At 71.7% G+C, this 26,512-nt stretch carries 17 protein-coding genes and 1 pseudogene; 10 read left to right on the forward strand and 8 right to left on the reverse strand.

Annotation, left to right across the window (positions count from 1 at the left end; all coding sequences use genetic code 11):
* Entirely contained in the window at positions 1–6,030 is a 6,030-nt protein-coding gene (locus tag OB08_RS16295) for a DUF4082 domain-containing protein (protein ID WP_461476591.1), read from the reverse strand.
* Positions 6,031–6,357: 327 nt separating this feature from the next.
* Entirely contained in the window at positions 6,358–7,503 is a 1,146-nt protein-coding gene (locus OB08_RS16300; protein WP_461476593.1) for a glycosyltransferase, read from the reverse strand.
* 109 nt (positions 7,504–7,612) lie between these two features.
* On the opposite strand from OB08_RS16300, the gene OB08_RS16305 reads away from it, so the two are divergent.
* From OB08_RS16305 to OB08_RS16335, 7 genes are all read left to right on the forward strand, one after another.
* Positions 7,613–7,873: a glutaredoxin family protein gene (locus tag OB08_RS16305; protein ID WP_461476595.1), complete on the forward strand. Its 261-nt coding sequence runs from the start codon at positions 7,613–7,615 to the stop codon at positions 7,871–7,873.
* Positions 7,874–7,939: 66 nt separating this feature from the next.
* Positions 7,940–8,800: a tryptophan 2,3-dioxygenase gene (kynA, locus tag OB08_RS16310; RefSeq protein ID WP_461476597.1), complete on the forward strand. Its 861-nt coding sequence runs from the start codon at positions 7,940–7,942 to the stop codon at positions 8,798–8,800.
* Position 8,801: 1 nt separating this feature from the next.
* Positions 8,802–9,779 carry an amidohydrolase family protein gene (locus OB08_RS16315; RefSeq protein ID WP_461476599.1) on the forward strand — a complete coding sequence of 326 codons (978 nt, stop codon included), beginning with the start codon at positions 8,802–8,804 and terminating at the stop codon, positions 9,777–9,779.
* Complete coding sequence (locus OB08_RS16320) at positions 9,766–11,028, forward strand: kynureninase (RefSeq protein WP_461476601.1); 1,263 nt, start codon at positions 9,766–9,768, stop codon at positions 11,026–11,028. Before OB08_RS16315 ends, OB08_RS16320 begins: the two co-directional genes overlap by 14 nt.
* Positions 11,029–11,080: 52 nt before the next feature.
* Positions 11,081–12,508 (forward strand): MFS transporter, encoded by a 1,428-nt coding sequence (locus OB08_RS16325; protein ID WP_461476602.1) that lies wholly within the window; start codon positions 11,081–11,083, stop codon positions 12,506–12,508.
* Positions 12,509–12,565: 57 nt separating this feature from the next.
* The gene (locus OB08_RS16330; protein WP_461476604.1) at positions 12,566–14,368 is read left to right on the forward strand and encodes an aldehyde dehydrogenase family protein; all 1,803 of its coding nucleotides are present in this window, start codon (positions 12,566–12,568) and stop codon (positions 14,366–14,368) included.
* Positions 14,365–16,008, forward strand: coding sequence for a GMC family oxidoreductase (locus OB08_RS16335; RefSeq protein WP_461476606.1), 1,644 nt, complete (start codon positions 14,365–14,367; stop codon positions 16,006–16,008). Before OB08_RS16330 ends, OB08_RS16335 begins: the two co-directional genes overlap by 4 nt.
* Positions 16,009–16,141: 133 nt before the next feature.
* Here the strand turns inward: OB08_RS16335 and OB08_RS16340 are convergent, their stop codons facing one another.
* The 3 genes and pseudogenes from OB08_RS16340 to ypfJ form a co-directional block, all read right to left on the reverse strand.
* Positions 16,142–17,791, reverse strand: coding sequence for a DEAD/DEAH box helicase (locus OB08_RS16340; RefSeq protein ID WP_461476608.1), 1,650 nt, complete (start codon positions 17,789–17,791; stop codon positions 16,142–16,144).
* A gap of 366 nt (positions 17,792–18,157) precedes the next feature.
* Positions 18,158–19,126 (reverse strand): annotated as a pseudogene (gene pip / locus OB08_RS16345) (prolyl aminopeptidase); the annotation flags it as partial.
* Positions 19,123–19,995, reverse strand: a complete 873-nt coding sequence (gene ypfJ, locus OB08_RS16350) for a KPN_02809 family neutral zinc metallopeptidase (RefSeq protein WP_461476610.1) — start codon at positions 19,993–19,995, stop codon at positions 19,123–19,125. The pseudogene pip and the gene ypfJ, both read right to left, overlap by 4 nt.
* Positions 19,996–20,060: 65 nt before the next feature.
* Between ypfJ and OB08_RS16355 the strand changes: the two genes are divergently transcribed.
* From OB08_RS16355 to OB08_RS16365, 3 genes are read left to right on the forward strand one after another with little or no spacing between them, the layout of a single operon-like run.
* Positions 20,061–21,074, forward strand: a complete 1,014-nt coding sequence (locus tag OB08_RS16355) for a malate dehydrogenase (RefSeq protein WP_461476612.1) — start codon at positions 20,061–20,063, stop codon at positions 21,072–21,074.
* A gap of 5 nt (positions 21,075–21,079) precedes the next feature.
* Entirely contained in the window at positions 21,080–22,861 is a 1,782-nt protein-coding gene (locus OB08_RS16360) for a cation:proton antiporter (protein WP_461476614.1), read from the forward strand.
* 51 nt (positions 22,862–22,912) lie between these two features.
* Positions 22,913–23,419: a recombinase family protein gene (locus OB08_RS16365; RefSeq protein WP_461476616.1), complete on the forward strand. Its 507-nt coding sequence runs from the start codon at positions 22,913–22,915 to the stop codon at positions 23,417–23,419.
* Between the two features lie 6 nt (positions 23,420–23,425).
* Here OB08_RS16365 and OB08_RS16370 read toward each other — a convergent pair whose 3' ends face one another.
* The 3 genes from OB08_RS16370 to OB08_RS16380 form a co-directional block, all read right to left on the reverse strand.
* Positions 23,426–24,154, reverse strand: coding sequence for a hypothetical protein (locus tag OB08_RS16370; protein ID WP_461476618.1), 729 nt, complete (start codon positions 24,152–24,154; stop codon positions 23,426–23,428).
* A complete protein-coding gene (locus tag OB08_RS16375; protein ID WP_461476620.1) occupies positions 24,142–25,839 on the reverse strand; it encodes a serine/threonine-protein kinase in 1,698 nt (565 codons plus the stop codon). Before OB08_RS16375 ends, OB08_RS16370 begins: the two co-directional genes overlap by 13 nt.
* Positions 25,836–26,512: FHA domain-containing protein (locus tag OB08_RS16380; RefSeq protein ID WP_461476621.1), on the reverse strand; the 677-nt coding region annotated here is incomplete at its 5' end. The genes OB08_RS16380 and OB08_RS16375, both read right to left, overlap by 4 nt.

A 26,512-nucleotide genomic window follows, 5' to 3' on the forward strand; every position in this document is an offset into this window, starting at 1 on the left:
TCAGTTGTCAGGATCGAAGACGACGTCGACCCAGTACTTGTTGGCATTCGTCGCCGTCGGGTTGATCGACCCGAATCCCGCAACACCGCCATTGGCCAGGGTCGACAAGGGTCCTACCGTCACGGACGATGCAAGGGCGCCGTTGGTGACGGCGTAGCGGCCCGACGCGTTCAGAAGCGTCACCCGGTACTCCGTGCCGACCGTCAGCCGGACAGGCGACGAGAGCACCGCCGTCTGCCATCCGGACGCGGTCCCGTTCCCGAAGGTCACCTGTGCCAGAACGGTTCCGTTCGCGCTCCTCAGGTAGCCCGTGTGGGTGCCGGTGTTCTGGGTGCCCTTGTAGTAGCGGATCGTCGTGACGACGCCCGGAGCGCTCGTGCGGAACCGGGTTCCGACCTGGTAGGCCAGCAGTGCGTTGGCGTTCGCGTTGGCCGGTGTGCCGGTCGTGAACAGGCTCACCTGGTCCGGCTTGGCCATCGTCGTGAACGACCACGTGCCGTTGGCGACCGCTGTCCCGTTCCCCGTCACCGTGGCGGTGTACGTCTTGGACCAGTCAAGGGTCGCAGCAGGCGTGAAGGTGACGACGCGGGTCGCGGAGTTGAAGCTCGACGTTCCCGCTACCGCCGCGGCTCCCAGCCTGAGGGTGATCGCGGCCGAGACGGCACCCCCGAGGGTCGCGGTGACCTTCGCCGTGACGGGGTCGACGTTCGACGCCGCAGCAGCAGGCGTGGTCGAGGAGAGCGTCGCGACCGGCAGGGTCGAGAACGACCAGCCCGCGCCCACCACGGCGCCGTCTCCGGTCACTGTCACCGAGTAGGTGCGACCCCAGGTGAGCGGGGTGGACGGAGTGAAGGTCACCACGCCGGTAGAAGCGGCGAAACTCGATGTGCCGGGGACCGCGGTCCCACCGGTCGTCAGCGCAAGCGTCGCCGAGGCGGCATTCGCGAGCGTCGCCGAGACGGTGGCGCCGACCGGATTGACGTTGGACTGACCCGCCGTGGGGGACGTCGAGGTGATGGTCACTGCCGCGCGAGTGGAGAACGACCACGTACCGCCCGCAACCGGAGAGCCGTCGGCCGTGACCGCCACGGCATAGGTCGTCCCACGCTGCAGCGCGACTGTCGGCGTGAAGACCACGGCACCCGTCGCGCGGTCGAACGCCGAGCTCCCCGCGACGGAGGCGCCGGCCGACGTCACCTGGATCGATGCCGTGGAGGCGTTGGAGACGTTCGCCGAGATCACCGCCGTCACCGGATCCACACCCGACGCACCGGCTGCGGGAGCGAAGCTGGTGAGGGCGGGCGGGGGCGGGGGTGTCTCACCACCGCTGAAGTCGACCTCCGCGTCGACGAAGTAGGCGGTCGCGTTCCACGACAGGGTCGGGAGCCCGCCCGTGGGCGTGTAGAGGTAGCGGCCATTAGTCCCGGCGGGGGCCGTGATGAAGCCGACGGTGCGCTCCTGCGCGAAGTATCCGCTCGTGCGGGCGTAGCGTCCGTCTGCGGCGAAGTACGAGACGGTGTAGGAGGTGCCCGGCTGGACCGGGACGGGAACCGCCAGCGGGGCACGCTGCCAGCCCGACGCGGTCTCGTTCGTGAACTCCACCTGACCGAGGGCCTCGCCTGCGGCGTTCCAGAGCGTTCCACGGTGCGTCCCCGTGGATCCGGTGGGCTTGTAGAAGCGGATCGCCGTCACCGATCCCGGCTCGGCGACGTGGAAGCCGGTGCCGACTTCGATGGGATCCGTGTCCGAGTCCGCGCCCTGCGGGGATACTGTCCCGAAAAGCGTCTGGATCGCCGGTGCGGTCTTGAGCGTCCACGTGTCGACGGTCGCGCCATCGGACGTGACCGACACGGAGTACGTCGTCGCGCTCGCGAGCCGGTCGACCGGGTCGAAGGTGATGCGGCGCGCGGCCGCGTCGTACGTCGACTCTCCCGCGACAGCGCCGTCCGCTCCGACGACCGTCACCGCGACGGACCGGCTTCCCGGATCCGCAGTCAGCGTCACCCGCACGTCGGCCGTCACCGCGACATCGACGGCGTCCTTGTCGGGGGACACGGCCTCGATCGTGACCGACGGTCCGACGTCGCTGAGGAACTCGACGTCCACGAAATAGTTGGAGGAGTTCCACGACGAGGTCGGCATCGTGCCGCCCGTTCCGTACCGGTAGCGTCCGTTGTCCGGGCTGAGTGCCGTCAGCGGCCCGTTCGCGACCGGCGCCGCGAAACCCTGCGCGGTGTAGGCATAGCGGCCGTTCGGTGCGTAGTACGACACGGTGTACACGAGGCCCGGGACGATCGCGACAGGGGTGCTGAGCACGGCGCGCTGCCATCCCGATGCCGATTCGGCGGTGAACGCCACCTGGGCCAGGCGCTGTCCGTTGGGCCCCCACAGCGAGCCGACGTGAGCGCCGGTCGTCCCCGCGGGCTTGTAGTAGCGGATAGCCCGTATCCGTCCAGCGTCGGCGGAGGTGAACGCCATGCCGAGCTCGACCGCGGAGGCGTCCGAGTCGACCGCCACCGGCGCCGCCGTGCTGAACAGGCTGACCGCGGCCGCACCGCCGCCGACGGTGAACGCCCAGCTGATCGGCGCGGCGAGCGTACCCGATCCGCTCCTGACCCCCGTGAGCGTCACTACGACGTGCGCTCCGGCGGTGAACGCTCCGCCGGGTGTGAAGGTGAGGGTCTTCTGCGAGGCGTCGCGGGTCCACGTGCCCGCGACATCGACGCCGTCCGCGGTCACGGAGCCGGAGAAGCCGGACTGCACGGTCTCCGTGAAGGTCGCCGACACCGTCGTGCTCTGTGCGACCCCGACGGCGTCGGCGGCGGGCGTGCGGCTCTCGACGCTCGGCACGTCGGTGGGAAGCGCGAAGACGATGTCGACCGCGTAGTCCGTCGTCGAGGGCGAGGACGGGAATCCACCGGAATAGGTGAACACCGCACCCGACGCGGGAACCGCCAGCGGTCCTCGCGAGTAGGCGGCGGAGAACGCGCCCGCCGTCGCCGCGTAGTGACCCTGGGGCGCCACATAAGAGGCGACGTAGGTGACGCCGGGCTGCACCGTCACCGGCGTGTCCAGCTGCGCGGTCTGCCACCCCTGGGTGGACTCGCCGGAGAACGTCGCCGAAGCGAGCCGCTCGCCGCTCGCGCTCCAGATCGCCCCGGTGTGGGCGCCGCCGTTACCGGGGCCTTTGTAGAACTTGACGGCGGTGACCGTGCCGGATGTCGACACGGTGAACTTCACTCCCAGCGTCACGCTGTCGCCGTCGTTCGCTGCGACCACCGTGGGCACGCGACTCTCGGAGAAGAGCGAGCAGGGGCATTCACCCGCGGGCCGGTCGACGTCCTGCGTGGTGAAGCTCCACCCCGCGCCGGGCTCCAACGCGACGCCGTTCATGTCAGCGGCGGAGATACCCACGGTGTAGGCCGTCTTCGCGGCCAAGCTCTGGGAAGGAGTGAAGATCGCCGTCTTCGCCGTGGCGTCGTAGGTTGTCGCTCCCGCGACCGGCTGCCCGCCTGCCGCGGTGACCGTGAGCGACACCGTCGCCGGATCCGCTGCTCGAGTGAATGTCGCCCGCACGTCTGTCGTGAGAGGCACGCTCGACACGCCTGCGGCAGGCGCATGTGTGAGCACGCGCAGCGGCGAGGTGTCGGATCTTGTGAACACCAGGTCGACGAAGTAGTTGGACTCGGTCCACGTGCTCGTGGGGCGGACGCCGGCGACCCCATAGACTCCGGCGGCAGCGGCCCCCACGGCAGAACTCACCGTGATGGGCGACGTCTTCGGGGTGTATGGCCAGAATCGCGCCTGCATCGAGTAGCCGCCCCTCGGCGCCGTATACGAGACGGTGTACTCCTGGCCGGCGTACACCTGCACCGGTGTGGTGAACTCGGCCGTCTGCCACCCCGTGACCGTCTCGGTGCCGAACACGACCCCGGCAAGTTTGGCGCCGGTCGCGTCCCACAGCGCTCCCGCATGCTGTCCCGTGTTCGCCGCGCCCTTGTAGAACCTCACCCCGGCGACGAATCCGTCGACCTCGGGTGTGAAGCGCAGGCCCAGCTCCACCGGCTGGGTGTCGTCGGCGGATGCGAGCAACGGAGTCAGCGCGCCGAAGGCCGAGAACGGCCCGGTGACGGTCACCTGCCGCGTCGCGCCGGCCATGGCGAAGTTGGCGCTGTCGTCGATGGCCCGGGCTTTCAGCGTCACCGTGCCCGATCCCTGCTGCAGGTATGTGTAGCTCCACGCCGTGGTGCCCGTGGCGGCGTGCCACGTATTTCCGTCGTCCGTGGAGACCTCCACGCCGGCGACCCTGCCGCCGACGTCCGCGGCCGTGCCCGTGATGGTGACGCTCATGCCGTGCGGGATGCTCTGGCCCGTAGACGGCGAGGTGATCGTCGTCGTCGGGGCCGTGGTATCGGTGCTCTTGGTCGCTGCGGAGAGTCCCGCCATCAGCGAACCCGGCTGGGCTCCCATGTCGGCGAGGAGATTCACCTGGGCCTGCTGCATCCGCGAGTCGGCGGCAGCCCCACTTCCGTCATGAGTCTGGTCGAGACCCCATCCCCATTGGATGCTTGCGGCCGAGAACACCAGTGCACCGCTCGCGGCCCGATAGAGGGTGATGTGATGAACGGTGCTGCCGGGCACCACCGTGTTCCCGTAGTCGACGAGGTACTGCGGAACCTCGCCCGTCGTGGTCGACAGGTGGATGAGCCCGGCCGGCCGTCGCCCGTTGTCGACGTCCTCGTTCGACTCGTAACCGACGGTGTGCGGCGCCAACGCTGCGCGGGCCCCTGTCCCGAGCGAACTGAGGCTCGTGTTCCGCCAGAGCCTGAGCTTGCCCTCCTCGCTCGAGACGGTGACGGGGAGGTCGTCGTGGTTGACCATGTACATCGTCCCGGTCAGCGCGTTCTCGGGATTATGTCCACCCTGCGCTTGCGTTGCGAACCGCGGATCGCGCGAGGTGCCGGTCCACTCGGTGCTGGGGTCGATCTTGCGGTTCGCCCATGTCTCCTTGTACGACACGAGCGTGCGGTAAACCGTCTGCGAGCCGTCGATCGAGGCCTCGTACCGAGTCCGCCAGTAGCCTTCGTTGCCCGTCAGGAACTGAAGGTTCACGCCCGCGTCCCGCGCCGCCTCGATGTTCGCCCGCTGCGCACCGGACCAGTACTCGTCGTGCCCGACGGAGAGGAAGGTCTTGTGGTTCTTGAGGTCCGCACCACGGCGGTCGGTGTCGACCCCCGCGATGTAGGTGATGTCGTAGCCGTTGCGTTCGAGGAACCGAACCGTCGCATACTCCGAGCTGAAGTAGAAGTCCCGGCCGTCCTCCAACCCACGGGTCGAGAAGGGGCGGTTGTAGCTCAGCTTCAACGCGCGCCCGTTCGACCCGCCCTGGTAGAAGCTCGCGCCGCCGTAGGTGTTGTACGCGTGCCACGTCGGGTCGGACGTCTGGAACACGACGTCCGAGGTGCTGCCGTCGTTTCGCACGATGAAGATGATGTGGCTCGCGCCGCCGCTGTCCGCCCGTTCGAGGAGAGCGACGTACACACCCGACACCGCATCGGCCGGCACGTTCCACGACGCCGACACACGCCATGTGCCGCAGTCGTACAGATCGGTGCTCACGTCGGAGACGCACTGAGGCTGCTTCTGCGGCAGCGTCGCCGACACCGGCACCGTCGTGATGTACCGCGCACCGAGACCCTGGTACCACCCGGTGCGGTAGATCTTGATGCTGTATGCCGAGGCATTCGTGTCGACCTTGAAGTCGATCTTCTGGCCGGCATTCACCGAGATGTCGTTCGCGAAGCCCTGGATCGACGGGTCGCCCGCGCCATCGATGTCCCACTCCTCGGGATCGGCACCCGGCTTCTGGTTCTCACACGTGATCGGGTTGATCGTCGCACCGCACGGGCTCGCGGCCTGAGCTTTCGGCCCCGGCGGAGCGACGAGCAGCAGCGCGGTGACGACCGCTGCGAGCGCAGCGAAAGTGACGAGCCTCGTCCGGAACGGCAGCGCGCTGTGCGCAACCGTCACCGGAGACCGGTTGATCCCCATGAGCTTCCCAGTTCCCGACGCCCTCGTCGGAGTTGCCTTCCCGTCGGTCTTCGGGTAACCGGCTGAGAAGACATCCGCGTACGAAATTCCCCATGTACGCGGAGGGTCCCGCGCGCATTCTAGCCACAAACTGTCCCAGTATGGAAGCCGTGCGACGAATCCGAAAGGACGCCATGACCGATTCGACGACGATTGAGCCATCCGCGGATGCCTCGATTCGGGCGAGCGGTACGTGCAGGACGGCGAGACGCTGCACCGTGCCGACTGAGATGCCGATCGGATGCCTTCACCGAGGCATCCGCTGCCTTACAGCTCGCCCGGCTGCATGACCTCTTCGTCGATCTGCTCGATGATCCGCCGCGCACGCGAGGGCTCGACACCGGGCTTGCGGGGCGCGTAGACGACGAGGGAGTGGAAGACGAACCGCACGAAGAACGCCACGACGAGCGTCAGCCCGGTCGCGAGGACGGCCGAGATGTGCCAGGACTCGACGAGCAACGCCATGATCGGGATCCGGATGAGCGCCTCCGCGTTGTTGAACCCGAACGACTTGGCGAACCGCGCCCACCCGCTCGACGCCGCGTCGCGCATGTCATGGAAGACGAACCGCTCCATGAGCAGGAAGTTGCCGATGATCGTGGTCTCGGCCGCGACGACCGCCGCGACGATGTAGTCCACGCCCACGGCGGTGAGCGCCCACACGATCGCGATGTTGACGATCGCCCCGAGTCCGCCGATGACGGCGAACAGCGACATCTTGCCGAACCGCAGGGCGGTGAGCTGCGCGATGAAGTGGAGTCCCTGCCGCGCCGACGCCTTGGACTCGCCCGCGTGACGGCCCGCGAAGTCGAAGGGGACCTCGGCGACCCGCAGGTTCTTGCGCGCGAGTATCTCGAGCAGGATCTTGAACCCGCGCGGCTTCAGGGTTGAAGCCTCGATGGCCCGGCGGTCGACGAGGAAGTACCCCGTCATCGGGTCGCTCACGTCGCGCAGCCGCACGGGGAACATGGCCCTCGTCAACGCGGTCGCCGCTTTCGACACCATCACGCGGGTGCGGTCGGCGAGCCCGGTGGCCGTGCCGCCGCCGACGTACCGCGAGGCGATCACCACGTCGGCGTCGCCGCGCAGGAAACGCTCGTACAGCACCGGGATCTCCTCCGGCGGATGCTGCAGGTCGCCGTCGATCACGACGCACACGTCGGACTCGGCGAGCGCGAAGCCCTCGACGACCGCGGAGCCGAGCCCGCCCGCATGCGACGAGCGGTGGACGAGCCGCACCGGAAGGGACGCGGATGCCGCGACCTCGCGGATCACGTCGGGGGTGTCGTCGGTGCTGTCGTCGACGAAGACGACCTCCGCGTCGATCCCCGCGACCGCGGCCGTGACGCGACGGACGAGCTCCGCGACGTTGGGAGCCTCGTTGAACGTGGGGACGATGATGGACAGCTGCACTGCGTCCCATCGTCGCACGCCGCGTCGCGTGGGCGAACTCGGACCGGTGAGCGGGGATGGCGGACCGCGTCCGGCCCTCGTCCAGGATGCATCCGGGAGAATGGAGGTCATGACCTCCTCCCCCTCGACGATCACGATGTTCGGCGCCGACTGGTGCCGCGACTGCGTCCGCACCAAGCGCCAGCTCGATTCGCTGGGCATCCAGTACACCTACGTGGATCTCGTGGCCGACCCCGCCGCCGCCGACGTGGCCCGCGAGATCTCGGGTCGCACCAACATCCCCGTCGTGGTGTACCCGGATTCCTCGCACCACGTCGAGCCGACGAACGCCGACGTCGAGGCCAAGCTCCGCGAGCTCGCGCTCATCTGAGGCGAGCGGCCCGCCCGGCTCCACAGCCCCTGACGAAGCGGCATCCGCCCTCGTTAGGCTGATCCCGTGAGCGAAGGCGTCGAACGCAACACCCGGGCGATCGAGGGCACGGTCGTCACCGACTTCGCCGATCGGATGAGCTACGGCGGGTACCTCGACCTCGGCACCCTGCTGGCCGCGCAGCGGCCGCTGAGCGACCCCGAGCACCACGACGAGCTGCTGTTCATCATCCAGCACCAGACCACGGAGCTGTGGCTGAAGCTCGTGCTCCACGAGCTGGGCGCGGCGTGCCGGCTGCTGCGCGACGACCAGCTCGCCCCGGCCCTCAAGTGCATCGCGCGCGTCAAGCACATCCAGAAGACGCTCACCGAGCAGTGGTCGGTGCTCGCGACGCTGACGCCGGCCGAATACGCGCAGTTCCGCGGGGTGCTCGGCAACGCGTCGGGCTTCCAGTCGGCGCAGTACCGCGCGGTCGAGTTCACGCTCGGCAACAAGAACGCGGCCATGCTGCGGGTGTTCGGGGCCGAGCCCGCCGCGCACGAGCTGGTGCGGGCGGCGCTCGAGGCGCCGAGCCTCTACGACGAATTCCTCGGGATGCTCGCGCGGTCCGGCTACCCGATCCCGGCCGAGATCCTCGAGCGCGACGTCACGAAGGCGTGGACCTTCACACCCGAGCTCGTGCCGCTGTTCGCCGACATCTACGCCGACCCGCAGGCGCACTGGGCGGCCTACGAGACGTGCGAAGAGCTCGTCGACCTGGAGGACAACTTCCAGCTGTGGCGGTTCCGGCATCTCAAGACGGTCGAGCGGATCATCGGCTTCAAGACCGGCACCGGCGGCTCGAGCGGCGTGCCGTTCCTGCAGCGAGCGCTGCAGCTGACGTTCTTCCCCGAGCTGTTCGCCGTGCGCACCGAGATCGGCCGCTGACGTGCACGCCGACCCGTTCGCCCTGAGGGCGCTGCTCGGTGCCTCGGCCGCCCCGAGCCGCCGGGCGATCTCCGGAGAGAGCGGCGTCACGCTTCCGCCGCTCATCGACCACCACGTGCATCTGCACCTGATCGACGAGCGTGCGCTGCCCGGCGGCGGCATCGCGGGCGTCGTCGATCTCGGCGGCGATCCGGTCGGGCTCGCGCGGCGCCCTGTCGACGGCATGCCCCGCGTGTCCTACGCAGGAGCCTTCCTCACGGCTCCGGGCGGCTACCCCTCGGGCCGGCCGTGGGCCCCCGACGAGATCGTGCGCATCGCGACGGATCCGTCGGATCACCCCGGTGTTCCCGGAGGCGCGGCGACCGCGGTCGGCGAACAGGCGTCGTTCGGGGCATCCGTCATCAAGGTCGCGCTCAACGCGGCCGCCGGGCCGGTCTTCGACCCGGCGATGCTCGACGCGATCGTCTCGGCCGCACGCGGGCACGGACTCCCCGTCGTCGCCCACGTCGAAGGCGAGCGGATGACGCGCCTCGCGCTCGACGCGGGCGTCGACGCGCTCGCGCACACGCCCTTCACCGAGGCGCTCGACGACGATCTGATCGGCCGCGCCGCGGCGGCCGGGCAGACGTGGATCTCCACGCTCGGGATCCATCAGGGCGACCGGGCAGCCACGGCGAACGCGCTCGCGAACCTCGAGGCCTTCGTCGCGGCCGGGGGCACCGTGCTCTATGGCACCGACCTGGGCAACGGCGACCGCCGGGTCGGTGTGCTCGTCGACGAGCTGCGCGCGCTGGATCGCGCGGGCGTCCGCGGCGAGGCACTCGTCCGCGCGCTGTGCGACCCGTGGCCGGCGGCGGCTGCCGCCGGCGTCTCGACGTTCGTCCCCGGTCCGCCGCCCGCTGCGCTCGACGACGTCGCCGAGTGGCTGGGGCGCGCGACCGTCGTCCCGTCCGAGGAGCTCATCCATGACGACCACTGACCCCGCGGCCGCGACGATCGACGAGCTCGCGGGCGAGGCATCCGCCCTCGATGCGGCCGACCCGCTGCGGGCGTACCGCGACGCGTTCGTCGGCGCCGCCACCTCGCTCGTCTACTTCGACGGCAACTCGCTCGGCCGTCCGCCGCGTGCGAGCGTCGAGCGGCTCGCCGCGTTCGCCCGCGACGAGTGGGGCGGGCGGCTCATCCGCGGATGGGACGAGTCGTGGATGCGGCTGCCCTTCGACATCGGCGACGCGATCGGACGGTCGGTCATCGGCGCGGCGCCCGGGCAGACGGTCGTCGGCGACTCGACGACGGTCCTCCTCTACAAGCTCGTGCGGGCCGCGTTCGACGCGCAGCACGCCGCCGATCCGGCGCGCGTCGAGATCGTCGTCGACCGCGACAACTTCCCGACCGACCGCTACCTCGTCGACGGCATCGCGCGCGAGCGCGGCGGCCGCGTGCGCTGGATCGACGTCGACCTCTCGACCGGCGTGACCGCCGACGCCCTGCGCGCGGCGGTCGGGCCGTCGACGGCGGTGGTGCTGCTGAGTCACGTCGCCTACCGCTCGGGGTATCTGGCGGATGCCGCGGCCTTCACCGCGATCGCGCACGACGCCGGCGCGCTCGTGGTGTGGGACCTGTGCCACTCGGCAGGGTCGGTGCCGGTGCGCGCGGACGAGTGGGGCTTCGACCTCGCCGTGGGCTGCACCTACAAGTACCTCAACGGCGGACCGGGCTCGCCCGCGTTCGCGTACGTCGCCGCGCGCCACCAGGAGGCGCTCGCGCAGCCGATCCAGGGCTGGATGGGCACCGCCGACGTCTTCGCGATGGGCCCTGACTACCGCCCCGCCGAAGGCATGCGGCGGTTTCTGTCGGGCACGCCGCCGATCGTCGGCATGCTCGCGATGCAGGACACGCTGGCGCTCATCGAGGAGGCCGGGATCGAGGCGATCCGCGACAAGTCTGTCGCGCTCACCGACTTCGCCGTGCGCGTCGCCGATGCGGTGCTCACGCCTCTCGGCGTGGCGGTCGCGTCGCCGAGGGATGCCGCGGACCGCGGGGGCCATGTGACCCTGTCGCACCCCGCGATGCGCGCGGTCACGGCGCGGCTGTGGACCGAGGACGTGATCCCCGACTACCGCGACCCCGACGGACTGCGCATCGGGCTGTCGCCGCTGTCGACGAGCTTCGCCGAGACGCTGACGGGACTGCGGGCGGTGCGCGACGCCGTCGCGGATCTCGGCTGAGTCTGTCCACAACCGCCCCGCTCGCGGCAGGCCCCGGCCCTACACTGGCGCGATGAGCACCGACGCTCCCGACGCCGGCGCGGCCGCGGCATCCGCTCCTGCGCGCACCCGCCTCTCGCGCGGCACCATCGCCCGCTACGCCACCGGCTCGCTCGGCACCGGCGGCTTCGCCACGCTGCCGGGCCTCGTGCTCACCTACTACCTCACCGATTCGCTCGGCGTCGCGGCGCTCGCAGCGGGCCTCGTCATCACTCTCGCCAAGGTATGGGACGTCGTGATCGACCCGGTCATCGGCGCTCTCACCGACCGCGACCTCGCCCGTCACGGCACGCGCCGGCGCCTCATGATCGTCGGGGCGTGCAGCATCCCGGTGCTCTTCGCCCTCACGTTCGCCGTGCCGCCCGCGCTCGGCCCGGTGGCCGCCGCGATCTGGGTCTTCCTGGCGTTCACGCTGACGGCGACCGCGTTCAGCCTGTTCCAGGTGCCGTACATCGCGCTCCCCGCCGAGCTGACGCCGCGCTACGACGAGCGCACGCGACTGCTGACGTGGCGCGTCGTGGTGCTCACCCTCGCCATCCTGCTGTTCGGGGCCGGCGGTCCGGCGCTGCGGCGCGTGGCCGATGACCCCGTCACCGGCTACCTCGTGATGGGTGTCGTCGCCGGCGTGGTGATCGGCCTCGGCATGCTCGTCGCCACGACCGTCGCGCGGCGCGCGCTGCCGGCACCGGGCGCCGCCCCGCTGCCCGGCGACGCCGCCGCACCCGCCGCCGCGGCCCGCACGAGCATGCGCGAGCATTACGCCGACGGCATCCGGGCGCTCCGCCGCAGCGGTCCGTTCCGCGCGCTCCTGTCGACCTTCGTGCTGCAGGCCCTGGCGACGGGGCTGATGCTGGCCGGCGCGCAGTACGTCGCGACGTGGGTGCTGCGCTCCGAGGCCGCCATCGAGCTGCTGTTCATCGCGCTCATCGCACCCGCGCTCGTCGCGGCCCCGGCGTGGGGCGTCGTCGCCCGGCGCATCGGCAAGGAGCGCACGTTCGCGATCGCGAGCACGGTCTTCGCAGCGGCGGCGCTGTCGATCGTCGGCGTTCTGTGGATGCCGGGCGACTGGATCTACGTGCCCGTCGGCATCGCCGGCATCGCCTACGCGGGCATGCAGTCCCTGCCGATGGCGATGCTGCCCGACGTGATCTCGCACGATGAGCGCACGAACGGCCCCGGTCGCGCCGGGTCGTTCAGCGGCGTGTGGACCGCGGGCGAGACCGTCGGGTTCGCCCTGGGCGCGACAGTGCTGTCGGTGATCCTCGCGGTGACGGGGTACGTCTCGTCGACGGCGGGCGAGACGGTGGCGCAGCCGGATGCCGCGATCACGGGCATCGTCGTCAGCTTCAGCCTCGCACCGGCCGTGCTCATCGCTCTCAGCCTGCTCACGCTCGCGCGCTACCCGCTCCGTCGCGGCGACATCGAGTCGCAGGCATCCTGAGATCGCGTGCCAACGGCCGCGACGTAGACTGAGACCCCCGCCCGAAGGAGAGCGCCCGTGCCCAAGGCCGCCCCGGCAACCGCCGCCCCTGCCCGCGCGAAGGCACCCGCCCTGGCGGACGAGGTCGCCGCGCCCCTCGACGCCGCGATCGCCGAGCTCGCCACCGGGGCCCGCACATGGAGCCACCTCACGCTCGACCAGCGCTCGCGGCTGCTCGGACGCGTCCGCGATGCGGTCGCCGCCGTGGCCGAGGAATGGGCCGACGTTGCCGCCACGTCGAAGGGCCTCGAGGCGGGGCATCCGCTCCGTGGCGAGGAATGGCTCTCCGGACCGTACGCGACCCTCGTCGCCCTCGACGCCTACCGCTCGACCCTCTCGGCGCTCGCCAAGGGCGAGAGCCCGCTGCGCGGAGTGAAGACGGATGCCGCCCCCGGCGGCCGCGTGCGCGCGCACGTCTTCCCGCTCAGCGCGATCGACGGCATGCTGCTGTCGGGCTACACCGGCGAGGTGTGGTTCGAGCCCGGGGTCACCGAGGCCGAGGCCCGTCGCGGCGCCGGGCTGGCGCAGCTCACGCCCACGGCGTCCGGAGGCGTCGGTCTCGTGCTGGGCGCCGGCAACGTCACCTCGATCCCCGTGCTCGACGTCGTGTACGAGCTCATGGCGCACAACCGCGTCGCGATCCTGAAGGTCAATCCGACCCAGGACGCCCTCGTCCCGGTCTTCGAGCGCGCGCTCGCCCCCCTCATCGAGCCCGGCTTCCTGCGGATCGTCCGGGGCGGTGGCGACGTGGGCGGCTACCTCGCCGATCACCGCGGGATCGCCCATGTGCACATCACCGGAGCCGCGCCGACGTTCGACGCGATCGTGTGGGGTTCGCCGACGGGTGCCGGGGCGGCCGCCACCGCGCGCCGCAGACGGGAGGACCGCCCCAAGCTCAAGAAGCCCATCACGGCCGAGCTCGGCGGCGTCTCGCCCATCATCGTCGTGCCGGGCGAGTGGAGCGAGGCCGACCTGGTGTTCCAGGCCGAGCACGTCGCGACGATGCGCCTTTACAACTCCGGCCACAACTGCATCGCCGGGCAGGTCGTGCTGCTCAGTGCCGAGTGGCCCCAGCGCGAGGCATTCCTCGACGCCCTCCGGGCCGCTCTCGACGCCGCACCGGCCCGGCCCGTCTGGTACCCGCGCTCCGACGCGAAGCTCGCGGGCGCGGCATCCGACTATCCCGACGCCTCGTGGTGCGGCGACGGCACGCGGGCGCTCGTCGAGATCGGTCCCGGCGACGACGCCGGCTCCGCCGCCGTCGAGACGACGGAGTACTTCGCGCCCGTGCTCGGCGTGGTCTCGCTGCGCGGCAACGGTCAGGAGTTCCTCGACCGCGCGGTCGCCCACGCGAACGACCGGCTCGTCGGCACGCTCGGCGCGAACGTGCTCATCGACCCCGTCACGCAGGCCGCGCTCGGCGACGGCTTCGAGCGCGCGATGGCCGACCTGCGCTACGGCACGGTGTCGATCAACTCGTGGACGGCGTTCGGCTTCCTCACCCCGACCCTGCCGTGGGGCGGCTTCCCGGGCGCGACCCTGCAGGACGTCCAGAGCGGCATCGGCGTCGTGCACAACGCCCTGCTGCTCGACCGCATCGAGCGCGCCGTCACCCGGGGGCCGTTCCGCCCGTTCCCGCGGTCGACCGCTCCCCGCTCGCTCGGCGCCTCGAAGGGCCGCGCGTTCTCGGTGCTGCCCAAGCCGCCGTGGTTCGTGACGTCGCGCACGGGGGCGGCCGTCAGCGAGGGCTTCACGCGATTCCGGATCGACGGCGACTACGCCCGGCTCGCCGGAACGCTGGTCAAGGCCTTCCGCGCATGACGCGGGGGCGAGGACGCGGGCGGGGAGCGAACGATCTGCAGGCCGACTACATCGTCGTCGGCGCGGGTTCCGCCGGTGCGGCGCTCGCCGCCCGGCTCAGCGAGGATCCGTCGGTCACGGTGCTGCTGCTCGAGGCCGGCGCCGCCGACAAGGCGCTCGAGCTGCACGTGCCGGCCGCGTTCTCGAAGCTCTTCCGCGGGCCGTACGACTGGAACTACGACACGGTCCCGCAGCACCGGCTCGAGGGCCGCACGGTGTACTGGCCGCGCGGCAAGACCCTCGGCGGCTCCTCGTCACTGAACGCGATGATGTGGGTGCGAGGCTTCGCGGCCGACTACGACGAGTGGGCGGATGCCGCGGGCCCGACGTGGTCGTGGAGCGCCCTGGTCCCCTACTTCCGCAGGGTCGAGCGCACGGAGCAGGTCGCGCACGAGACCCAGGGCTCGGACGGCGCGCAGTCGATCGAGCGCCAGCGCGACCCGAGGTCGCACACGGCGGCGTTCCTCGACGCGGCGCGCGAGCTGGGGCATCCGCTCACCGAGCCCAACCTCCCGGAAGGGCAGGGCTTCAGCCAGACCATGGTGTCGCAGCGACGCGGCGGCAGGGCGTCGACCGCCGACGCCTACCTGCGTCCGGCGAAGCGGCGCCGCAACCTGCGCGTCGTGACGGGCGCGCTCGTGCGCCGGGTCACGTTCGAGCGTGCGGGCGACCTCCGCGCCACCGGGGTCTACGTCGAGATCGGCGGGGTGACGCGCCACGCGCGAGCGCACGGCGAGGTGATCCTGTCGGGCGGCGCGGTCAACACTCCGCAACTGCTCATGCTCAGCGGCATCGGGCCGGCCGAGCACCTCGCCGAGCACGGCATCCCGGTGCTCGTGGACTCCCCCGAGGTCGGCGCGAACCTGCAGGATCACCTCGTCGCCGGACTCGCACCGGAGGCGCACAGCGGCACCCTGTTCGGCGCCGAGCGCGTGGCCGAACTCGCCCGCTACCTGTCGTCGCGGCGCGGGATGCTGTCCTCGAACGTCGGCGAGGCGTGCGGCTTCGTGCGCACCGACGTCGCCGAGCGGGCGGGGGTTCCGGGCGACCTCCCCGACATCGAGATCATCTTCGCCCCGGTGCCGTACGTCGGCGAAGGGCTCGTCCCGACTCCCGCCGAGGGCATCACGGTGGGCGCGATCCTGCTCCGGCCGAAGAGCCGCGGCACGATCCGCCTGGCGTCCGCCGACCCCGCCGACAAGGCCGTCATCGACCCGGGCTACCTCACCGACGCCGACGGGATCGACGAGGCGACCATGCTCGCCGGGCTCGCCGAGTGCGAGCGCCTGATCGCGACCCGGGCCCTCGGCGCGGTGACGACGGGCGGCTGGATCCAGCCCGAGGGAGGCGAGGCCCTGACCCCCGCCGAGCGGGCGGAGCTGTCCCTGCGCCGCTACTCCCACACGCTGTACCACCCCGTCGGCACGGCGCGGATGGGAGCGGATGCCTCGTCCGTCGTCGACCCCGACCTGAAGGTGCGCGGGGTTCAGGGGCTGCGCGTGGCCGATGCATCCGTCATGCCCACGGTGATCCGCGGCCACACGAACGCGCCGGCGATCGTCATCGGCGAGGTCGCCGCCGACCTCATCCGGGCCTGCTGACCGGCCATCCTGGGGTCCGAGCGCTGCGGGGCGCGCGGCCCGGCAACCCCGGGCGTCGAGTGGCGGGGGGAAGCGGAGACGCCCCCGACCGCGGAGCGGACGAGGGCGTCTCCAAAGGTGGGAAGGGCTGGGGTCAGCGGCCGGTGCGACGGCCGTTCTGACGGACGACCGAGCCGACCATGAGCTTTCCGGTGCCGGTGCCCGCGCTCGACGCGCGACGACCCGGCGTGCGCGGGTTGCCCTGCGGCTGCGCCGAGCGCGTGTGGCCGGCGCTCTGGTCGGAGCGCTGGTGGCCGGACTGCGCCCGGTCGGAGCTGTGCGCCCGGTCGGAGCTCTGCGCGCGACCGCGACCGGACGCGCCCTGACCGGAACCGCCCTGACCACGACCGCCCTGCCCGCGACCCGAACCGCCCCGACCCGGCTCCGCTCCCTGACCGCGACCGGCGCCGCCCTGACCGCGGGCGGAGGACGAGGCATCCGCTCCACGACGACCGCCGCGACCGGAGCCGCCCGCGCCCTGCTCGCGCGCCTCGCGCTTGCGCTGGGCGTTCGCGCCCTGGCTCTTGCCGCCGCGCACCGGCTGCTGCACCGGCTCGGGCTTGACGTACGGCGCGACCTCGCCGACGAGCGCGGCCACCTCGGCCGAGTCCTTCGTCACCTTGGTCGGCGCGACCGAGATGGCGGCCTTTCGCAGGAGCTGCGCGACGTCCTTCTCCTGACCCGGGAGCACGAGCGTGACCACGGCACCCTCCGCCCCCGCGCGGGCCGTACGGCCCGAACGGTGCAGGTACGCCTTGTGCTCCATGGGGGGATCGACGTGGATCACGAGCTCGACGTCGTCGACGTGCACGCCGCGGGCGGCGACGTCGGTCGCGACGAGCACCTTGGCGGTGCCGGCCGAGAACGCGGCGAGGTTGCGGTCGCGCTGCGGCTGCGACAGGTTGCCGTGCAGGTCGACGGCGGGGATGCCCTGCGACGTGAGCTGCTTGGCGAGCTTCTTCGCGTGGTGCTTGGTGCGCATGAACAGGATGCGGCGACCCATGCCCGACGCGAGCGCGGTGACGACGTCCTTCTTCGCGTCGGTGTCGGTCATCGTGAACACGTGGTGTGTCATCGCGGCGACGGGCGAGTGGGCCTCGTCGACCGAGTGCAGGATCTCGTTCTGCAGGAAGCGGTTCACGAGCTTGTCCACGCCGTTGTCGAGCGTCGCGCTGAAGAGCAGGCGCTGGCCGCTCGAGGGCGTCGCGTTCAGGATGCGCGTGACGACCGGCAGGAAGCCGAGGTCGGCCATGTGGTCGGCCTCGTCGATGACCGTGATCTCGATCGCGTCGAGGTGGGCGTAGCCCTGCTTCATCAGGTCTTCCAGGCGGCCGGGGCACGCGACGATGATGTCGACGCCCGCGTTGAGCGCCTGCACCTGGCGGTTCTGGTTGACCCCGCCGAAGATCGTGGTGGTCGTGAGGCCGTAGGCCGCGGCCAGCGGCGCGAGCACGGCGTCGATCTGGGTGGCCAGCTCGCGGGTCGGCGCGAGCACGAGGCCGAGCGGGCGGCCCTTGCGGCGCGAGCCGCCGGCGAGCGCACCGCCGAGGCGCGCGGCCATCGGGATCGAGAAGGCGAGCGTCTTGCCCGAACCGGTCTTGCCGCGGCCCAGCACGTCGCGGCCGGCGAGGGTGTCGGGGAGCGTGTCGACCTGGATCGGGAACGCGGTGGTCTTGCCCTGGGCCGCGAGCGCGGCGACGAGGGGCTGGGGCACGCCGAGCGTGCTGAAGGTGACGTCAGTCATCGAGAGGTTCTCCGGGCGCGCGCACGCACCCTGGTCGGTGGCCGGTGGCGAATCTCGCCCACGGGTCGCCGTACGAAAGTTTTCAGCCGACGGCGTCTGCGGGGCGGGCCCGGGAGACGGCGGCGAGGGAAGCGTTCTACGACGCAAGAAGCGCGATGGTGCGCTGCAAGTGCACCCAGCCTATCAGTGGTGCGGGTGCGCTTCCTGGGCGACCGCCTCGCCGGTGTCGTCGTCGCGTGCCTCGGCCTCGGCCCCGGCCGGCGGCGCCTGGTTGTCGGAGACCTCGATGTCGGGACCTTCGAGCGGCTCGAACGGCGCGGACTCCTCGCCGCCCTCCTCGCCCTCACCGCCCGTGCCGCCCGCAACCCCGGCGAACCGGTCGGTCGCGGCGCGGAGCGCGGCGGCGATGCCCGGCTCGGATGCCGAGTGCGAGGCATCCGGAACCATCACGAACTCGGCCTCGGGCCACGCGCGATGCAGATCCCAGGCCGTCATCGGCGGTGTGCAGACGTCGTAGCGTCCCTGAACGATGACCGACGGGATGCCGCGGATCGCTTCGACCCCCGCGATGAGCTGCCCGTCCTCGAACCAGCCGCCGTGCATGAAGTAGTGGTTCTCGATGCGCGCGAACGCGGTCGCCGCCGCCGGCTCGGTCATGTCGTCGACGAGCGACGGGTCGGGGAGGAGGGTGAGGGTCGAGGCCTCCCACCGCGACCACGCGACACCGGCCGGCGTGTGCACGGCGGGGTCGGGATCGAACAGTCGCCGGTGGTACGCCTCGATCATGCGGGAGCGCTCGAGCACCGGGATGGGGGAGATGAAGTCCTCCCACAGGTCAGGGAAGAGCGCCGACGCCCCGCCCTCGTAGAACCACTCGAGCTCGTGGCGACGCAGCGTGAAGATGCCGCGCAGCACGAGCTCGGACACGGACTCCGGGTGGGCCTGCGCGTAGGCGAGGGCGAGCGCGCTGCCCCACGAGCCGCCGAACACCTGCCACTCGGCGATGCCGAGGTTGCGGCGCAGGAGCTCGATGTCGGCGACGAGGTGCCACGTGGTGTTGTGGCGCAGGTCGGCTGCGGGCTCGCTCGCATGGGGCGTGGACCGCCCGCAGCCGCGCTGGTCGAACAGGACGATGCGGTAGCGCTCCGGATCGAAGAAGCGCCGATGCCACGACGACGTGCCGGCACCGGGTCCGCCGTGCAGGAACACGACCGGCTTGCCCTCGGGGTTGCCGCTCTGCTCCCAGTAGACCCGGTTGCCGTCGCCCACGATGAGCTCGCCGGTCTCGTACGGCTCGATGGGCGGATAGAGGATGTCGTCGAGGTGATCGTTCATAGGCTTCCCCCCGGGATGCCGAAGGTCTCGCAGGCCTCCGGGCCGCTCCGGTACCCGGTCTCGAACCAGCGCTGACGCTGCTCGCTCGAACCGTGGGTGAAGCTCTCCGGGTTGACCACGCCTCCGGACTCCTGCTGGATGTGGTCGTCGCCGACGGACTGCGCGGCGTTGATCGCGTCGGCGATCTGCTGCTGCGTCGGCGCCTCCAGGAAGGGCACGCCGTTCTCGTCCTCCTGCTCGGTCATGTTGCCGACCCACGCCCCGGCGAAGCAGTCGGCCTGCAGCTCGAGGCGCACCGCGTCGCTGTCGGGCCCCGTGCCCCGGTCGGGATGGTCGGCCATGATGCCGGTGATGTTCTGGACGTGGTGGCCGTACTCGTGCGCCAGTACGTACAGCTGCGCGAGCGGCCCGGCCGTCGCGTCGAACTGCTGACGCAGCAGTCCGAAGAACGTGGGGTCGACGTAGACCGTCTGCTCGGGCGGGCAGTAGAACGGCCCCGTCTGGTTCGACGCGGTGCCGCACTGGGTGCCCGTCGCGCCGTCGACGATGATGAGCTGCGGCGGCGTGTACCCCTCGAGCGTCTCGCCCCAGTACTGGTCCAGGGCGAGCTGGCCGGCCGCGAGCCGGCAGTCGTCGCGCTGGTTCGCATCGGCACCGGTCTCGCATTGGGCGACCTCGGTCTCCTCGCCGCCGCCGACGGCGCCACCGCCGCCGCCCAGGAGACCCGACAGGTCGGTGCCGGTGAACAGCTGGAAGAGCAGCACCGCGATCGCGCCGATGCCCGCGATGCCGCCTCCGGCGATCGCCGCGCCGCCGCCGCGACGCCGCGCGGTGCTGCGCCCGACGCTGGCGTTGTCGTTGAACGTCATGGGCACACGGTACCCCGGGCATGCTTTCCCGGCGAGGAGCCTTGACACCGCAATAGGCTCGGGGCATGGCCAGCGCACCCGTCACCGTGACCATCACCGGCGCCGGCGGACAGATCGGCTACGCCCTTCTGTTCCGCATCGCCGCGGGCGACATGCTCGGACCCGACCGCCCGGTGAGGCTGCGACTGCTCGAGATCCCGCAGGGCATGCGCGCCGCCGAGGGCGCGGCCCTCGAGCTGCAGGACTGCGCGTTCCCGCTGCTGCACGACGTCGAGCTCAGCGACGACCCGCGGGTGGCGTTCGACGGGTGCGCCATCGCCCTGCTCGTCGGTGCCCGCCCGCGCGGTCCAGGCATGGAGCGTGCCGACCTGCTCGCCGCGAACGCCGGCATCTTCGGCCCGCAGGGCGCGGCGATCGGCGAGGTCGCCGACGACGACGTGCGGGCGGTCGTGGTGGGCAACCCCGCCAACACGAACGCGCTCATCGCCGCCGCGGCCGCTGTGCCGGGCGTGCCCGCCGACCGCTTCTCGGCCCTCACGCGACTCGACCACAACCGCGCCGTGGGTCAGCTCGCCGTGACGCTGGGCGTGCTTCCCGGCGCGCTGCGCGGCGTCGCCATCTGGGGCAACCACTCCGCGACGCAGTTCCCGGATGTCGCTCACGCGACGGTCGACGGGATGCCGGTGCCCGACGCCCTCGCCGAGAGGCTCGGCGGCCGTGAGGCGGCGCTCGCCTGGCTGGACGACGTCTTCATCCCGCGGGTCGCGAAGCGGGGCGCCGAGATCATCGAGGTGCGGGGATCGTCCTCGGTGGCCTCCGCGGCCAATGCCGCCATCGAGCACGTCCGCGACGAGCAGCTCGGCACCGGCGGCGCGACGACGTCGGCCGCGGTCGTGTCGCGCGGCGAGTACGGCGTGCCGGAGGGTCTCGTCTGCTCGTTCCCCGTCACGTCGGACGGCGAGGGCTACCGGATCGTCGAAGGGCTGGAGCTCGACGCCCGCTCGCGCGCGCGGTTCGAGGCATCCGTCGACGAACTCGCGGCGGAGCGCGACGCGGTGGCGGCGCTCGGAGTGCTGTAGGCGCCGTGGAGCCGCTCGTCCTCGTCATCGTCGCGATCGTCGTGATCGCGCTGGCGACGGCGATCGCGCCGAAACTCAACATCGCCGGTCCGCTCGTGCTGGTGCTCATCGGCGTGGGTGTGGGTCTGCTGCCGTTCGTCGACGTGCCCGAGATCGATCCGGAGTGGATCCTCGTGGGCGTGCTGCCGCCCTTGCTCTACTCGGCGGCCGTCGCGCTGCCCGCGATCGAGTTCCGGAGGGACTTCGGCCCGATCGCCGGTCTGTCGTTCCTGCTCGTCATCATCAGCTCGATCGTGCTCGGGATCTTCTTCACCCTCGTCATCCCCGGCCTGAATCCGGCGCTCGCCGTGGCCCTCGGTGCGATCCTCAGCCCGACCGACGCGGTGGCGACGTCGATCGTGAAGCGGGTGGGAGTCTCGGGCCGCGTCGTCACGATGCTCGAGGGCGAGAGCCTGCTCAACGACGCCACCGCCCTCGTGCTGCTGCGCACGATGGTCGCGGCGGCGGCCATGGCGAGCTCCGGCGCGGCGGCCGAGGACGGAGTGGGCGTGGGCTTCCTCCCTGCGTTCGCGTGGGGCGTGCTCGTCGCGGTGGTGGTGGGCGCGCTCGTCGGCTGGCTGAACCTGCGCCTGCGCGCGCTCATCGGCCACTCGGCCGCGAACACCGCGATCGGCTTCGTCATCCCGTTCGTCGCCTACCTGCCGACGGAGGAGCTCGGTGGGTCCGGCCTCGTGGCCGCGGTCGTGGCCGGCATCGTCACCGGACAGGGCTCCGCGCGCTGGTTCACCCCCGGGCAGCGGATGTCGGACGAGCACAACTGGCGCACGATCGAGCTGATGCTCGAGGGCGCCGTCTTCCTCCTCATGGGCCTCGAGCTCAAGCAGATCGTCGAGGCGAACATCGAGCAGCACAACGGCCTCGGTACGGGGATCGGCATCGCGTTCGCCGCGCTGGCCATCATCCTCCTCGCGCGCGGTGCCTACGTCGCCATGCTGGTGTGGCTGCAGAGCCGTCGTGCGCGCGGCAAGCAGCGCAAGCGGCTCGAGCAGATCGGCGAGCGCATCGACGAGATCGCCGCCGGCACTGCGCCGCTCGAGCGTCGTCCACGCGGCCGCGGCCGCCGATCGCGCCCGGCCCCGTCGCCCGACGATCCGCGCACGCAGCGACGACTCGCCTCGATGCGCTCGCGGGTATCGCGCGGCCTCAGCGACCTGAACTACTACCAGGCCTCCCCGCTGGGCTGGAAGCACGGGGCGATCATCGTGTGGGCGGGCATGCGCGGCGTGGTGACGCTCGCCGCGGCGCAGACGCTGCCGCGCGACACTCCGGAGCGCGAGCTGCTGATCTTCATCGCCTTCGCCGTCGCGGTCGGGAGTCTCATGCTCCAAGGCTTCACGCTGCCGTGGCTGGTGCGGATGCTGCGCCTGGGCGACCCGGGGGACGGCCGGCTCGACCGCGCGGAGCAGTCGGAGCTCGACGATGAGCTGCGCACCGCCGCGGTGGCGTTGATCGGCGACGCGAAGCTGCGCCGCCGCGACGGGCGGCCCTTTCCGCAGGAGCTCCTCGAGAAGGTGGGCTCGCGCATGTACGACCCGCCCGACGACGAGGCCACCGCAGCCGCGCGCGATCTGCTCGAGCTGCGTCTTATGCTCATCGAGGCGATGCGGCGCCGCCTGAACGAGCTCTCCTCCGGCGGCGAGTTCAGCACGGCCGCGCTGCGTCACGCGCTCGCCGAGCTCGACGCCGATCAGCTGAGCCTCGAGCTGCGCCTCGGCGACGACGACTGACACCGCGCGGCCCGTTTCAGGAGAGAATGGGCTCGGCGAAGGAGCGAAGGCATGAATGGTGGGGGCCACACGGCAGATCCGATGACGACGGATGCCGCGACCCTGCGGACCTCGACAGAGGGTGACGCGGCATCGGCTCAGACGAGCCCCGTCCACCTTCCGCACACCGCCGCCGAGTGCCCCAAGTGCTTCACCGAGCTGCAGCGCGACCGCGACTGGTGGCTCGCCCGCCCCGCGGGTTCCCGGCTGGTCGGCCTGGTCATCGCCCGCGACGACATGCCGTCCGTCGTCGAGCAGCGCAACGACCTCACGCGCTTCGGCGTGCCGATCGAGGGCTTCCGCCACCCCGCGCCCGAGACCCTCGAGTCGTGGGAGGAGCGCCTCGTGCGCCTCTTCGGAACGCTCGTGCGCGGCGACGTCCTGGTCGTGTGCAACGTGCATGCCCTCGGCCGCGACATCGACGAGGAGACGCGCACCGTCGCGGAGCTGCACCGCCGCGGCGTGGTCGTGAAGGTGATCAGCCACGGCGGCCGCCACCTCTACGACACCGGGCGCTGACCGGGCTCAGTCGTCGTCGGCGGCGGACTCGCGCTCGAGATCGAGCAGAGGGAGGTCGTCCCGCGTGACGAGCCGCGCCGCGATCGCGTGCTCGACGAGGCGTACGCGGCGGTTCGTCGCGTACGAGCGCGCGCCGCCCCGCAGCCCGGGCACGCCGATGCGATCGAGCTTGTCGCACACGTTGTCGAGTTTGCGGTTGAAGCGCGTGAGCGTCCAGCCGAGCCGCTCGGCCGCCTGCGCGGAGGTCGGCAGCTCGCTCATGCCCGTCCCCTCGCGGCGGAGCACGGGCTCGGCGAGCGCGAGGATCATCACGCGCTGACTGTGGGTGAGCGGCACGTCGCCGATCGTGCTGAGCCCGTCGTCGTCGCCGAACGACTGCGTCTCGCGGAAGGCGGGCTCGGACACGGTGATGGTGAGCTCGTACGTCGTCGGGCCTGCGCTGAAGATGACCGCGGTCGAGGCGAAGACGAGCGGCAGGCGCGCTCCGGGCGCGAGCCACGCCTGCACGCGGCCGCCCGAGTCGGTGACGGTGGCCGCGAGGCGACTGCCCACGTTGGACAGCAGCCACAGGCCCTCGATGTTCTCGATGGTCAGGAAGTGGCGGTGCAGGAAGAGGTTGTCGTCGATCGCGAGATCGCCCTCTCGCCCGACCGTGAAGACGTCGTCGGGCTCGACGGTGAACGCCTCGCCGGCGAACTCGATCGTCAGCTCATCGGTCGCGGTCACGGCGCGCACCCCCTCACGGGATCGGAAGACTGCCCGTTCTCGCGCACGAGGAGCACCTCGACGCAGGTCGTGCCGGACGGGTCGGCGGCGACCGTCGCCTCGGTCGCCTCGACGGGCTCGAACTGCGGCTCCTCGTCGGGGCGGGTGACGACGCCGACGAGGTAGCGGTCGCCGTCGCGCGGGTCGGGGTTCGTCCACGTGAACGCCACGCCGTCCGCCGTCACCGTGCCGGCGAGCTGCTCGGGTTCGGGCACCACCGAGGAGACGGGATCCTGCGGGTCGGAGGAGGTGACCGGCGTCGGCGTGGCGGGCCCGCCCAGCATGCCCGGCAGCGAGACGCCGACCACGACGGCGACGGTCACCAGCGCCGCGGTGCCGACGCCGATCCAGAGGCCCCGGCGCGAGCGCGTGGTCCGCGGTTCCCCGGCCGGTGCCGGTGCTACCGGAGCGGCCGCGGGCACATTCGGGACGGTCGGGGCGGTCCGGTGACCGCTGGGGGGCTCGGCCGAGACGGGGGTCGGCGCGCGCAGGACCGTGGCGTCGCCCGCGGGCGGGAGCTCGACGGGCGTGCGACGGCGCGTCTCACCCGCGGCGGCGACGCCCCGCAGGGCACCCCGGATCACGGTCTCGGCATCGGCCGGCTCGTAGACCGGCGGCGCCGACGGCACGACGGGCGCGGCGGGCGAGCGTGGTGCGCTCGGGGTGGTGTCGGCCGAAGGCCGCGTGCGTCCGGCGGCCGGGGTCGTCTGCGGCGAGATGCTCACGACGCCGCGCACGCGCGTGAGTCCTTCGTCTTCGTCCTCGACCCTGTCGTCGGCGATCCCGTCGTCGAGGATGTCGATCGGCGTCACCGAGTGCGAGAGCTCGATCTGCACCTTCTGGAGGGCACGCGCGAACGCGATCGCCGATTCGTAGCGGTCGTGGGACGCCTTGGCCATCGCCCGCGCGAGCGCGCGCTCGAGAGAAGCGGGCACGTCCGGACGGCCGAGGCCCGGCAGCGGCGCGGTCTCGATGCGCTGGATCAGGTCGGCGGCGGTGTTGCGCTGACCGGGGAGCTCGAAGGGCGAGCGGCCGGCCAGCAGCGTGTAGACGGTCGCGCCGAGGGCGTACACATCGGACCGCGGGTCGCTGCGCGGCTCGTCGGCGAACGACTCCGGCGGCGACCACGGGATCGACAGGCCCGCCGATTCGGCGGCGGCGCTCGTGGTCGACGCGATGCCGAAGTCGGTGAGCGCGGGCCGGTTGTACTCGGTGACGAGGATGTTGGCCGGCTTGATGTCGCGGTGCAGCACACCGGCGCGATGGGCGGTCTCGACGGCCGCGGCCACCTGGACCCCGACGCGCAGCGACTCGGCGATCGAGAACGGCTCGCGACGGTAGCGCACCTGCAGGTTCGGCTTCGGGCAGTACTCCATCACCAGGTACGGGCGGCCGTCCCGCGCGACGCCCGCCTGGTAGATCGTCACGATCGCCGGATGCGTCGAGAGCATCGCCATGACGTTCGCCTCGGCGGTGAACTCGGCCACCGAGCCGCTCGACATGCGCTCGGTGAGCAGCACCTTGACCGCCACCCGCCGAAGCGGCAGCGCCTGCTCGTACAGGTACACGTCGGCGAAGCCGCCCGATCCGAGCACGTCGACGTACGTGAAGCCGGGCAGGTCGGGCGGCGCCATGGGCGCGCGTCTGGAGCTCACGTGAGCTCCTCGATCGCGACCGTGATCCCGTCGCCCAGATCGATGACGTCGCCCGGCACGACGACCGTTCCCTCACCGGGGTGCAGACGCACGGGGTCGACGCCTGGTCGCAGCAGCGTGGTGCCGTTGGTGGTGTGCAGGTCGGTCGCCAGGATGCTGTCGCCCTCGACCCGCAGCTCGACGTGGCTGCGCGAGATGTCCTGCTGGGGGCTGTCGACGGCGACGAGGTGCGGCAGGTCCGTCCCCGACATGCGCGTCGACCGCGGCCGGCGCCCGATGACCACGGTGCGGTCGAGCGTCATGACCTGACCCGTCGAGACCCGGATGCGCCCCGGGGCAGGCGGACGCGGCGGAGCCAGGGGCGGCGGCGCCGAATCGCCCGTGCGCAGGGCCCGGGCCTCGGCGAGCGAGATCGTCGCACCGTCGTGGTCGCCGAGGACCACCGCCGGCTCCGTGGGCCGCACGACCGTCGCGTCGAGCACGGGATCGGATGCCGGTGCGCCGAGCTCGTCGGCCGTCTCGTCCCGCGGGATCAGCGTCGACTCGGCGGGGAGGAGGGTGTCGGCATCAGCCAGCGACAGCACGGCGGCGGAGTCGATGAGCGCGGGTCCGGTCGTCGTCGAGACCGGCGGTGCCGACGGCGGGGGTGCGGATGCCGCGCCTTTCGCGCCCG

The organism is Microbacterium sp. HJ5, from assembly GCF_054824025.1.

What these genes read in the sequence shown, in the direction of transcription:
- OB08_RS16305 (WP_461476595.1), top strand. Translation starts at nt 7,613, where the DNA reads ATGACCTCCTCCCCCTCGACGATCACGATGTTCGGCGCCGACTGGTGC.
- OB08_RS16320 (WP_461476601.1), top strand. Translation starts at nt 9,766, where the DNA reads ATGACGACCACTGACCCCGCGGCCGCGACGATCGACGAGCTCGCGGGC.
- OB08_RS16325 (WP_461476602.1), top strand. Translation starts at nt 11,081, where the DNA reads ATGAGCACCGACGCTCCCGACGCCGGCGCGGCCGCGGCATCCGCTCCT.
- OB08_RS16335 (WP_461476606.1), top strand. Translation starts at nt 14,365, where the DNA reads ATGACGCGGGGGCGAGGACGCGGGCGGGGAGCGAACGATCTGCAGGCC.
- OB08_RS16340 (WP_461476608.1), bottom strand. Translation starts at nt 17,791, where the DNA reads ATGACTGACGTCACCTTCAGCACGCTCGGCGTGCCCCAGCCCCTCGTC.
- ypfJ (WP_461476610.1), bottom strand. Translation starts at nt 19,995, where the DNA reads ATGACGTTCAACGACAACGCCAGCGTCGGGCGCAGCACCGCGCGGCGT.
- OB08_RS16355 (WP_461476612.1), top strand. Translation starts at nt 20,061, where the DNA reads ATGGCCAGCGCACCCGTCACCGTGACCATCACCGGCGCCGGCGGACAG.
- OB08_RS16365 (WP_461476616.1), top strand. Translation starts at nt 22,913, where the DNA reads ATGAATGGTGGGGGCCACACGGCAGATCCGATGACGACGGATGCCGCG.